6 protein-coding genes are annotated in these 12,183 nt (G+C 69.9%); 5 read left to right on the top strand and 1 reads right to left on the bottom strand.

The features are described 5' to 3' along the window. The coding region (locus AC1RVW_RS00660) for an amino acid adenylation domain-containing protein (RefSeq protein WP_493197390.1) at nucleotides 1-5,742 on the bottom strand (5,742 nt) is incomplete at its 3' end. A 554-nt stretch (nucleotides 5,743-6,296) separates the two neighbouring features. On the opposite strand from AC1RVW_RS00660, the gene AC1RVW_RS00655 reads away from it, so the two are divergent. The 5 genes from AC1RVW_RS00655 to AC1RVW_RS00635 all read left to right on the top strand — a co-directional run bounded on the left by AC1RVW_RS00655 (nucleotide 6,297) and on the right by AC1RVW_RS00635 (nucleotide 12,167). Continuing rightward, a complete protein-coding gene (locus AC1RVW_RS00655; RefSeq protein WP_081268286.1) occupies nucleotides 6,297-7,163 on the top strand; it encodes a class I SAM-dependent methyltransferase in 867 nt (288 codons plus the stop codon). Nucleotides 7,164-7,262: 99 nt separating this feature from the next. Continuing rightward, nucleotides 7,263-7,997 (top strand): peptidoglycan DD-metalloendopeptidase family protein, encoded by a 735-nt coding sequence (locus tag AC1RVW_RS00650; RefSeq protein WP_493197388.1) that lies wholly within the window; start codon nucleotides 7,263-7,265, stop codon nucleotides 7,995-7,997. A 102-nt stretch (nucleotides 7,998-8,099) separates the two neighbouring features. After that, the gene (locus AC1RVW_RS00645) at nucleotides 8,100-8,288 is read left to right on the top strand and encodes a hypothetical protein (protein WP_285410472.1); all 189 of its coding nucleotides are present in this window, start codon (nucleotides 8,100-8,102) and stop codon (nucleotides 8,286-8,288) included. Nucleotides 8,289-8,406: 118 nt separating this feature from the next. Next, complete coding sequence (locus AC1RVW_RS00640; RefSeq protein WP_493197386.1) at nucleotides 8,407-9,534, top strand: metallophosphoesterase family protein; 1,128 nt, start codon at nucleotides 8,407-8,409, stop codon at nucleotides 9,532-9,534. Next, nucleotides 9,531-12,167, top strand: coding sequence for an AAA family ATPase (locus tag AC1RVW_RS00635; RefSeq protein ID WP_493197384.1), 2,637 nt, complete (start codon nucleotides 9,531-9,533; stop codon nucleotides 12,165-12,167). Before AC1RVW_RS00640 ends, AC1RVW_RS00635 begins: the two co-directional genes overlap by 4 nt. The last annotated feature ends 16 nt before the right edge of the window (nucleotides 12,168-12,183 follow it).

Below are 12,183 nucleotides of genomic sequence, written 5' to 3'. Positions count from 1 at the left end.
CCCCCCCCCCCCCGCGACCGGTGCAGCGACGGCCGGCGCCTGCACCGCCTGCGGCATGACCGGCGCGGCGGGCGCGGTGCCCGACAGCAGGGCGAGCTGCTGGCGCATCAATTCCATTTGCTGCGCAATCAGCTGGGAGATCGGGCTGGAGGCCGCGTTGCCTTGCATCGGTGCGTACGCCACCGGTGCGGGCGCCAGGGCTTGAACGGGCTGCGGCACCACGGGCGCTTCAGCCGCCAAAACCGGCGCCACGACCGGCGCCGCTTCGGGCGGCAGGCTCTCGCGCAGGAACGCGGAGAGCGCGTCGAAGCAGCGGTAGTTCTCCATCAGCTGCCTGAAGCTCAGGTTGACCTTGAAGTGCTTCTTGATCTGGGTGGCCGCCTGCGTCAGCGTGAGCGAATCCAGGCCGAGCTCGCCGAAGGGCGCATGGCCTTCCGCCTGCGCCATGTCGATGCCGGAGATGTCCTCGAACAAGGCGCGCAGGCGCGCATCGACGGAAGGGAAGGACGCGGAGGAAGGGAGAGGCGAGGTCGCTGCAGCTGTCACGATCGGCTCCAAAGGTGTGGGTGTGGCGGAAGGGGCGGGCGAGACTGAAAGAGGGGCGGCGGGGATCGCGGCGGTCGCGGCGGTCGCGGCGGTCGCGGCGGCCCCGGCGGTTTCGGGAGCGGCGGCGATGTCGACCCAGAAGCGCTTGCGTTCGAACGGGCTGGTCGGCAGGCGCACGCGCTGGGCGCCGGTGCGGCTGGACAGGCGCGACAGCTCGACTTCCGCGCCGCAGGTCCACAGCCGGCCGACGGCCAGGCACAGCGTGCGGTGTTCGTCGGCGGGCTCGCCGTGCAGCAGCGGCACGGCAGCGCTCGCGCCGTGCTGGCGGACCAGCGTGGAGAGGGTGTTGCGCGGACCGGCTTCGATGAAGAGCGGCTGCGCGGCGTGTTCCATCGCGGCGCGCACGGCCGGCGAGAAGCGAACGGTGCCGCGCAGGTGCCGTGCCCAGTAGGCGGGGCTGGTGGCTTCTTGCGCCTCCAGCAGCCGGCCGGTGAGGGTCGAGAAGATCGGCGTCTGCGGCGCATTCAGCGCCACCTGGCCCACCAGCGCCTCGAAGGGCGCGACGGCGCCGTCCATCATGGCGGAGTGGAAGGCGTGCGATGTCTGCAGCGCGCGGCATGCGATGCCTTCGGCTTCCAGCGTGGCCTGCAATGCGGCGATGGCCTCGAAGGAGCCGGCGGCGACGCAGGCCGTGGGGCCGTTCTCGGCGACGAGCGAGAGCGAGGCGCCCAGCCTTTGCTCCAGCTCGGCCGCGCCGATGCGCACCGACAGCATCGCGCCCGCCGGCAGCGCCTGCATGAGCGCGCCGCGCCGGGCGACGAGCCGGGCCGCATCTTCGAGCCGCATGACGCCCGCGAGCACCGCGGCGACGAACTCGCCCACGCTGTGGCCCATCAGCGCATGGGGCCGCACGCCGGTGGCCAGCAGCCGCCGCGCGAGGGCGTATTCGATGGTGAAGAGCGCGGGCTGGGTGACGGCGGTGGGCGACAGGGCCTTCGGGTCGTCCGAGAACATGCGCTCGCGCAGGTCGAAGCCGGTGGTGCCGGCCATGGCATCGATGCAATCGTCGAAGGCGGCGGCGAACACCGGGTCGGCCGCGTGCAGCACCCTGCCCATGCCGGCGTACTGCGCCCCCTGGCCCGGGAACATCAGCACCGGCTGCGGCGCGCGCGAGGCAAGCCGGCCGCTGGCGCGCCAGGGCGAATCGGCGGCACGCAGCGCCTCGATGGCCTGCACCGTGTCGGCCGCCACCACCACGCGGCGGAAGGCGTGGGCCTTGCGACCGACCGCCAGCGTGTGGGCCACGTCGGCCAGCGGCTGTTCCGCATGCGCCTGCAGGTGCGCCGCGAGCTGCTCGGCGGCAACGGCCAGCGCAGCCTCCGAGCGTGCCGACAGCGGCAGCACCTGTTCGCCGGTGGCGATGGGCGATGCCGGCCGCGGCGGCGCTTCCTCGACGATGACGTGCGCATTGGTGCCGCCCACGCCGAAGGAGCTCACGCCCGCGCGGCGCGGCAGGTCGCCGCGCGGCCACGGCTGCAGGCTGGCGTTCACGTGGAAGGGCGTGCGTGCGAAGTCGATCGCCGGGTTGGGCGTCTCGAAGTGCACCGTCGGCGGGATCTGCCCGTGGTGCAGCGCCAGCGCCGTCTTGATGAGCCCCGCCGCGCCGGCGGCCGTGACCATGTGGCCCACGTTGCTCTTGAGCGAGCCCAGCGTGCAGTAGCCGAGCGCGTCGGTGTACTCGGCGTAGGCCACGGCCAGCGCCTCGACCTCGATGGGGTCGCCCATCGGCGTGGCGGTGCCGTGCGCCTCCACGTAGGAAATGCTGCGCGCATCGACCTCGGCCGCCGCCAGCGCGGCGCGGATCACCGCCGCCTGGCCGTCCACGCTGGGCGCGGTGAAGCTGGCCTTGGCGCCGCCGTCGTTGTTCACGCTGGCGCTGCGTAGCACGGCGTAGATGGTGTCGCCGTCGGCCTGCGCGTCGGCCAGCCGCTTGAGCAGCACCACGGCCGCGCCGTCGCTGAAGACGGTGCCCTGGGCCTTCGCGTCGAAGCTGCGCGTGTGGCCGTCGGGCGAGAGCATCGAGCCCTCGTTGTAGAGGTAGCCGCTGCGCGGCGGGCAGGTGACCGATGCGCCGCCCGCCAGCGCCATGTAGCACTGGCCGGTGCGCAGCGCGTGGAAGGCGTGGGCCACGGCCACCAGCGAGGTCGAGCAGGCGGTGTGCACGCTGACGGCCGGGCCGGTGAGGTTGAGCCGGTTCGCCACCCGCGTGGTGATGTAGTCCTTCTCGTTGGCCAGCATCACCTGGAATTCGCCGACCGGTTCCACCAGGTCGGGCCGAGTGCTCACGTGGCGCTGGAAGTAGGTGGCGTTGTACATGCCGGCATACACGCCGACCGGGCCGGGCGCGGCGTCGGGCACGTAGCCGGCGCGCTCCAGGCATTCCCAGCAGATCTCGAGGAACACCCGCTGCTGCGGGTCCATGAGCTGCGCTTCCTTGGGGCCGATGCCGAAGAAGGCGGCGTCGAAGTTCTCGATGCCGTCGATCACGCCGCGTGCGCGAACGTAGGACGGGTCGCCGCGCAGCGCCTGGCTCACGCTGGCGTCGAGCGTGGCGTCGTCGAAGAAGGTGATGGTGTCGCGGCCGGCAACGAGGTTGTCCCAGAACTGCTCCACGTCGGCGGCACCGGGGAAGCGGCCCGCGGTGGCGATGAGCGCGACCGCGTCGGAAGCCGGCGCGGCGGCGCGCGGGGCGGACGGCTGCGATGCCGCCTGCACGGGTGCCTCCGCCGGGGGACGCAGCCGTGCGGCCATTGCCTTCGGCGTCGGGTCGCGGAAGAACAGGTTGGTCGACAGCGGCAGCGCGGTATCGCGCTTCAGCTCGCCCAGCACCTGCAGCACCAGCAGCGAATCGCCGCCGAGGTCGAAGAAGTTGTCGTTGCGCCCGACCTTGTCGATGCGCAGCGCGCGCGCGAAGGCTTCGCACACCTGCTGCTCGATGGCGTCGTGCGGCTCCTCGTAGGGCTGCGAAAGCTCGGGGCGGCCGGCGGCGGGCTCGGGCAGCGCGCGGCGGTCGAGCTTGCCGTTGGGCGTGACGGGCAATTGATCGAGCCAGACCTGCGCCGAAGGCACCAGCGCCGCCGGCAGGCGGGCCGCGAGGTGCGTGCGCAGCGCCTGCCACGACAGCTTCGGGCCCCGGGCCACGAGGTACGCCACCAGGCGCAGTTGGCCATCGGCATCGGGCCGGGCGACCACGGCGCAAGACTGCACCCCGGGGTGGGCGAGTACGGCGGCTTCGATCTCGCCGGTCTCGATGCGGTGGCCGTGGATCTTGACCTGGCCGTCGCGGCGGCCGATGAACTCGATGGTGCCGTCGGGCAGCCAGCGCGCGAGGTCGCCGGTGCGGTAGAGCCGGTCGGCCGGACCGCCGAAGGGATCGGCCACGAAGCGGTCGGCGCTGAGTTCGGGCTGGCGCAAGTAGCCGCGCGCCAGCCCGTGGCCGCCGATGCACAGCTCCCCGACCAGGCCGGAGGGCAACAGCGCCATCGAGGGGCTCAGCACGCGCAGCACGGTGTCCTTGATCGGGCGCCCGAGCGGCACGGAGCGGGTGTCGGCGGGCAGCGTCGGCGCGATGCGGTGGGTGGTCGCGAAGGTGGTGCACTCGGTCGGGCCGTAGCCGTTGCTCAGGGCCAGGCCGGGCAGGGCGGCGAGCGCGCGCCGCACATGGGGCACCGAGAGCGCCTCGCCGCCGGTGAACAGGTGGCGCAGGCCCGCGAGATGGGCCGGGTCGTCGTCGATCACCGCGTTGAACAGTGCGGCTGTGAGCCAGGCTGTATGCACGTCGTGGCGCGCGATGGTGCGGGCCAGGCCGGCGCCGGTGGGCACGCGCTCGTCGTGCACCACGCAGCAGCCGCCGTTGAGCAGCGGACCCCAGATTTCGAGCGTGGCCGCATCGAAGCCCAGCGGCGCGGCATGCAGCATGGCGCGGCCGGGCACGAGCTCGACATAGTCCACGCCGACCACCAGCCGCAGGATCGAGCGGTGGCAGATCTCGATGCCCTTGGGCGTGCCGGTCGAGCCCGAGGTGTACATGACGTAGGCAACCGACTCGCCGTCGATGGCCGGCTCATTCCATGAACTGCGATCTTCATTGTCCAAGGCATCGTCGAGCAGCAGAACGCGTTGTTCGGCCGGCACGAGGTGGCGAAAGGCTTGCGCCGTGATCACGTGGCGGGCCTGCGCCTCCGCGAACATGTAGGCGATCCGCTCGGGCGGAAAGTCGGTCGGCACGGGAACGTAGGCGCCGCCCGCCTTCAGGATGCCGATCAGCGCCACGACGGCGCCCAGCGAGCGGTCGAGCAGCAGGCCGACGCCGTCGCCGCTTCGCACGCCCAGCTGCTGCAGGCGGCGCGCGAGCTGGTCGGAGCGGCGGTCGAGTTCGGCGTAGCTCATCTGCACGTCGCCTTCGGCGAGGGCGATGGCCACGGGGGCGGCGGCGGCCTGGCGGCGGAACATGCCTGTGACGGTGAGCGTGCGGTCGAGCGCCGACGGGGGCGTGTTCCAGCGGACGAGCTGGTCGTGGCTGTCGGCGACGGGCAGGGTGCGGATGTCGTCCAGCGCGGCATCGGGGCGGGCCAGCAGGTCGGCGGCGGTGTCGGCGAGAGCGGCCAGCAGGCGCTCGGCGCAGGCCATGTCCATCAAGGCTGCCGCCACATCCATATGCAGGGAGCCGGAGGCTTCGTCCAGCCAGAGGCGCAGGCGGGCGTCGGGTTCGGCCGTGTCGGCGGCATCGCGCAGCCACAGCGAGACGGGCGGCTGCGCGCCGGTGGCCGCAGGGCTCGCCGCGCGACGGGCGGCATCGAGTTCCGCGATCCAGGTGCCCGCGGGGCAGATGGCGTCGAAGGCCACGGTCGTGGACGTGTGCAACGCCTTGGCGCCTGCCAGTTCATGCAGCACCGGCCAGAGCACGCCGAGCCACCGCGACTGCAGCAGCAGCCACGCGCCGGCAAACAGGGTGTCGGGCAACTGGCCACCGGTTGCGGACGCTTGTGCCCGGCGTTGCAGGAAGTCGGGTGCGAGGGGCAGGGAGACGGCGTGCCGCCCGCCCGGCGTTTCCGGGTTCGCCCGCGGCACGAACAGATCTTCCAGAAGCGTGTCTGGAGCGCTGTGCCGTGACGTCGAAACAGATTGAATTTCCATGTAATTACCCGAAAAGAAATACGATGGAACCAATTGAATAGGCCGAATGGCCAGTGACTCAATTGAGGCTTTGAATTTGCACCCTGTGTTTTTTCGTGTCTCGATCCTAGGGTGTTTCCCCAAGCCGATGTGGGTACTTTCGATCTACGTTACATATTGACATAGTTATTTCTGAAACGTACTACCGCAACTGTCCAGTCTTGGGTAACTGATGCGCCGTTTAGGGCAAAAGCAGGTGATGGGGCGCCCCTCCGGGCGCCGGCAGGCGCGCTCCGAAGCGGGGTACTCATGGGGATGCCGAGAGGGAGAGGGCGCCGGATCGGCCGCAGCAGCGGGGGTGTCAGGGAGACCAGCGCAAGGCACCGCCCACAGAGGGAGAGATGCGGAAAACGCACCGCACGCACGCTCGCAAAATGAAACCCGGCCCTAAAAACAGGCTGTTATTAATTGGTGGAGCGTGTAACCGAATAAAAAACCGCTGTACAACACAGAAAAACGAACAAAACTCAATGGGGCATACGCACATGCGCGGAAGCAATATTTGAAAGCCTCCAATGCTCAACGACATCTTATTACCCGATGTAGTTCTCCAGCGCCGCGGTCTCTATTACGAGTCGGTTATTCCGAACAATTCGCCTGGATTGACTGCCAATGCCATTTATTTCGGCAATGAGGCCTGGGCCAGGGAATATCTGGACTTCTGCCATCGCGATGCGCATTTCAGGAGCCGGTGGCTCGCAGCGGGCGGCGACTGGACGGACAAGGTGGTCATCGACCTCGGTTGCGGCCCCGGCAATGTCTTTGCCACGCTCGGCGGCAAGCCCAGGATGCTGGTCGGCGTGGACGTGGCCGGCGGCTCGCTGGAAATGGCTTCGCGCCTTGGTTACACGGCGGTGCTGGCCGATGCGGCGCATACGCCGTTCCGTTCGCGCGTGGCGGACATCGTGGCCATCAATGCTTCGCTGCACCATTGCGACGACATGACGGCGGTATTGAGCGAAGGCGCGCGGCTGGTGAAACCCAATGGCCTGCTCATTACCGACCACGACCCGCAATTGACCGCATGGGATTACAAGGGCCTGGCGAAATGGATGTGGGACGCGCGCCTGTGGATCTACCGCGTGACGCGGCACGGGTTTCACAAGACCGGCAGCCAGCAGTCCTGCGGGCTGCGGACCGAACTGCACCACCGCCCCGGGGACGGCGTGACGCACGAACTGTTCAGGCGAACGCTGGAGCCGCTGGGGTTCGAGGTCCGCATCCATCCCCACAACCACCAGATCGGCGCCCAGGCCCTGGAAGGCGAGGTCGGCCCGGCGCAATGGAAATACCGCATGGGCAACCGGCTGTCGGGCCGCGACCCGCGCGCGCCCGACAGCGCGCTGTCCCTGATGTGCATCGCCAGGCGCAGCATGAACTGACAGTGCGCAGCCGCCACCGTCCGGCCCCGGGCGCGACGGGCCTTCAGCCACTGCTGGTAGGCTCGAACGTCTTCAGGAAAAAAGGAACGGCTAGTGGTTGTGACAGGCAGGAACTGGTGCGCGGTCATCGCGCTGATCGCGGCGTTGACGCTGGCGGCATGCTCCACGACGAAAGCCCCGGTGGCGGGCCTCGGCGAATATGTGGTCCAGCCCGGCGACACGCTCTACCGCATCGCCTCCAGGATCGGCCGCTCGCCCGGCGACATCGCCCGCTGGAGCAATCTCCAGGACCCCGACCGCCTCGAAGCAGGGCAGGTGCTGCGCGTGGCACCGCCGGGCGGTGCCTCGGCGCCGTCGCCGGATGCATCCGCGCCGCCGCCACCGCCGAGGGCCGGCGGTGCCGACCGCCAGAGGCCGCCGCCGCGTCCCGCCGCGCGCGAGCCCGACCCCGTCGTTCCGCCAGCCGCCCGGCGCAGCGACTGGGGCTGGCCCGCGCAGGGCCAGGTCGTGGCGGGCTTCAACGGCTCCAGCAACAAGGGCATCGACATCGGCGGCAACACAGGCGACCCGGTGGTGTCCATCGGCAACGGCTCGGTGGCCGTCACCGAGACACTGCGCGGCTACGGCAGCGTGCTCATGGTCGACCACGGCGGCTCCTACATGTCGGTCTACACCAATGTGCGTTCGGTGCTGGTGAAGCAGGGCCAGCGCGTGCAGCGGGGCCAGAAGATCGCCGAGATCGGCACCGCCGATGCCGGCCACCCCAAGCTGCACTTCGAGATCCGCTACCGCGGCAAGGCCGTCGACCCCCGGCAGTACCTGCCGGCGCGGTAGGCGGCCAGGGCATTTCGACCGAAAGTTATCCCACGGATTGGGGATGTTCCCGGTTCCCCGGAGGGCGCAGACTCGCGCCCTCATTCGTTTAGGGGGTACTACATGGAACTCACGTACTGGTTGCTCGTCGGCACGTTGCTGGCGCTGCTTCCCGCTGAATGGTTTTTGCTGGTTCCGTTCAGCCTCGGCTGGCAGCCCTTGCGCGAGCAGATCGCAGAGCAGGTCGCGCGTTCCGTGGCGCTGGCCGATGAATGCGCGGGGCCGTTCGACAGGCCCACCATCTCCTTCTGAAAGCGCGCGCCTTCGCCAGGAGGCCCCATCCCCCGTGTCGCCGTGTATCGCGGGCATCTAAGATGCTCGCTGTTTTTGAGACGACCGGAAGACGCGAGAGGCAAAGGGAGGGCCACGCATGATTTCTTTGCTCCATACCGCGGACTGGCAGATCGGCCGCGTGTTCTCGCAGTTCGAGCCCGACGACGCCGCGGCGCTGTTCGAGGCCCGCTTCAAGGTGGTCGAGCGGCTGGCCGCCATTGCCAGCGAACGTGCCGTCGATGCGGTGCTGGTGGCGGGCGACGTGTTCGACCTGCAGACGGTTTCCGACAAGACCATCCGCCGCATGTTCAACGCGATGCAGGGCTTTGCGGGGCCGTGGCTGCTGATTCCCGGGAACCACGACTCCGCCCTGGGTGAATCGGTCTGGAGCCGTGCCGCCCGGCTCGGCGCGGTGCCATCAAACGTGGTCTGCTGCCTGGAGCCGGTGCCGCGCACCGTGGCCGGCAAGTTCACGCTGCTGCCCGCACCGCTCACGCAGCGCCATACCTATGGCGACCTGACCGACTGGTTCGGATCGGCCTCGGTCGAAGAAGAAGGCCTGCCGCGCATCGGGCTGGCGCACGGCTGCGTGCAGGGCATTCTTTCGGAAGACATCGACTCGGCCAACCCCATCGCGGCGGACCGCGCGGCGCAGGCCCGGCTCGACTACCTCGCGCTGGGCGACTGGCACGGCACGCGCCAGACCGACGAACGGACCTGGTACGCGGGCACGCCCGAGACCGACCGCTTTCGCGCCAACGACTCCGGGCAGGCGCTGCTGGTGACCCTCGCCGGCGCCGGCGCGTTGCCCCAGGTCGAGCCGGTGCGCACCGGCCAATATGCATGGCAGCAATGGGAGCCGCGCCTGTCCGTGGCTTCCGACATCGACGAGCTGGTGGAAAAGCTGAACCTCGTGGGCGCCAACGACGTGCTTCAACTGCGCGCGCAAGGCAGCTGCGACCTCGGCGGCCACAACAGGCTCGGCGCCGCGCTCGACGCGGCGCGCGCACGGGCCCGCGCGCTGGTGTGGGACGGCGAGGCGCTGCGCCTCGAACCGACCGAGGAAGACATCCAGGCCCTGCATGCCGACGGTTTCGTCGGCGAGGCCCTGCAAGACCTGCGCTCGCAGCAGGACGGCGCCGATGCCGAACTGGCGCGCGACGCGCTGCTGACGCTGGCACGCATCCTCGACGCGCAGGCACCGCGCGCGGGAGCCGCCGCATGAGCATGAAGCTGCAACGCCTTCGCATCGAGAACTTCAAGCTGTTTCGGGCGCCGCTGGAAATCGATGGCCTCACCGACGGGCTGAACCTGTTCGCGGCGCCCAACGAGTCGGGCAAGTCCACTGTGGCCGAAGCGATTCGCGCCGCGTTCTTCGAGCGGCACCGCTCCAGCGCGGTGGAGCATCTGCGGCCATGGGGCGAAAGCTCGGCGACGCCCACGGTCGAACTCGACTTCGAGCTCGACGGCAAGCCCTGCCGGCTGACCAAGGCCTTTCTCGGCAAGAAGCGCTGCGAACTCAGCATCGACGGCAAGGCGATGGACGGCGCGGTGGCCGAAGACCATCTGGCGGCGCTGCTGGGGTTCAAGTTTCCGGGCAAGGGCGCGAGCACGCCGGAGCACATGGGCATTCCGGGGCTGCTGTGGATCCGGCAGGGCACGTCGCACGACATCTCGAGCGCGGTGGGCTTCGCGAGCGACCATCTGCGCAATGCGCTGGGCGAATCGCTGGGCGAGCTGGCGTCGAGCAATGGCGATGCGGTGCTGAAGGCGGTGGAAAGCGAGCGCAACGAGCTGCTCACGCCCGCCGCGGGCACGCCGCGTGGCGCGTATGCGGATGCGATCAGGCTCAGGGATGAGCTCGACGGCGAACTGAAGCGGCTGCGTGTCGACATCGAGGCCTACCAATCGGGCGTCGACCGCCTTTCAAGCCTGCGCCGCGACCATCAGCGCGACGAGGCAGCGCGCCCCTGGGCCGCATTGCGCGAGCAACTCGCCGGTGCGCAGCAGCGCCTGGACGAGGCCAAGGGGCTGGCGGACCGCAAGGCCGCGCAGGACGCCGCGCTGCGCCAGGCCACGGTGCAGGTCAACGCCTTGCGCACCCAGCTGCAGGCAATGGAGCGGGAAGAATCGACCGTCGTCCAGCGCGAAAAGAATCTGCAGACGGTGAGGGAAGGCCTCGCCAAGGCCCTGGAGGAACTGCAGGCCTGGGAGCCGCGCCACGCGGCGGCGGCGCAGGCCGACTCGGCTGCACGAGAAGCCCTGCGGCTTGCGCGCCAGGCGGCGGCACGCACCGCACAGGAAAGAGCCGTCGACGGCCTGGCAGAACAACTTGCGGCCCTTACGCAAAGCCACGAGAAGGCGAAGGGTGAGCAGGACAAGGTCACGCGGCTGCAAGCCGAAGCGCAGTCGCTCGCTGTGCCGGATGGCGAACTCAAGCGCCTGCAGCGCTGCGCGGACACGCTGCGCACAGCGCAGGCCAAGCTGGATGCGGTGGCTACGGCACTGGAATTCGACCTGCTGCCCGGCGCCGATGTGCGCGTGGCGGGCGCGGCGGTGTCGGGGTCGACGCGCCAGACCGTGATCGCGCGCACCGGCATCGACATCGCGGGTGTCGGCCGCATCACGGTGCTGCCGGGCGGCGCCGACCTGGAAGGACTGGCCATCGAGCGCGATCGCGCGCGTGACGAACTGGCCGAGCGGCTGCAGGCCTTGCGCGCCGAAAGCGTCGCGGCCGTCGAAGAGCGTGAACGGCTGCAGGCATCGCGCAAGAGCGAAGCCGCGGCGGCGGTGGCTGTGTTGGCTGCGTTGGCGCCCAAGGGCCTGAGCGCATTGGCCGCCGACATCGCATTGCGCGAAGCACGGCTCGTGGAAGCCCGGGAGGTGCTGCAGGCGATGCCGGCATCGACCGATGCGCCGGCAACCCCTATCGCACAGGCAGAGTCGGAGGAGGGCGCCGCCCGCGCCGCGCTGTCGGATGCCTCCGCCGCGCTGAACGACGCCAAGGTCGCGGCCGGCAACGCGCGTGAGCAAGTCAAGGCCGCCGAGGCCGAGCTTGCCGCCGCGAAGGCCACCTTGAGCGATCCGCAGCGCGCCGGCCGCAAGGCCGATGCCGGCGCGGCGCTGACCGACGCGCTGGCGCAGCATTTGGCCATCCAGGACAAGGTCGGCGAACTTGCGCAGCAACTGCAGACCGTCAACCTGCCCGTGCTTTCGCAGGACGTCGAGCGGCTGGAGCGCAGCGTGAAGCAGGCCGAGGCTGCGCACAGCCAGCGCGCGAACGACATCACCCGCCTCGAGGTGGAGCTTCAGGTGAAGGGCGCGGCGGGCCTGGAAGAAGCCGCGTCCGAGAAGCAGCGCGAACTCGAACACGCCACGCGCCGGTGCGCGGAATTCGAGCGCCGCTCGAAGGCGCTCGACCATCTGCTCAGGCTGCTGCGCGAAAAGCGATCGGCCCTGGCGCGCCGTCTTCGGGCGCCGCTGCAGAAGCACCTTGATCACTACCTGCAGATCCTGTTTCCGGGGGCGCAGGTGGAAGTCGGCGAAGACCTTTCGCCGGGCCGCATCACCCGCCAGGGCCTGCGCGGCGCACAGAGCGGCGAGTTCGAAGAGCTGAGCGTCGGCGCGCGCGAGCAGATGGGTGTGGTCGCCCGGCTGGCCTATGCCGACCTGCTGAAGGAAGCGCGCAAGCCGACCCTGCTGATCCTCGACGACGCGCTGGTCAACACCGACGAAGAGCGCCTGAAGCAGATGAAGCGCGTGCTGTACGACGCGGCGACGCGCCACCAGATACTGGTGTTCAGCTGCCACCCGGAGGCCTGGCGCGACCTTGGCGTGGTGGCGCGGAGCATTCCGTAGAGCGCCGCTTTTTCGC

The sequence above is a fragment of the Variovorax sp. MPBD4-3 genome, assembly GCF_058809745.1.
Note: the sequence above shows the minus strand (reverse complement) of the source record. Positions and strands in the feature narration are given on the sequence as shown.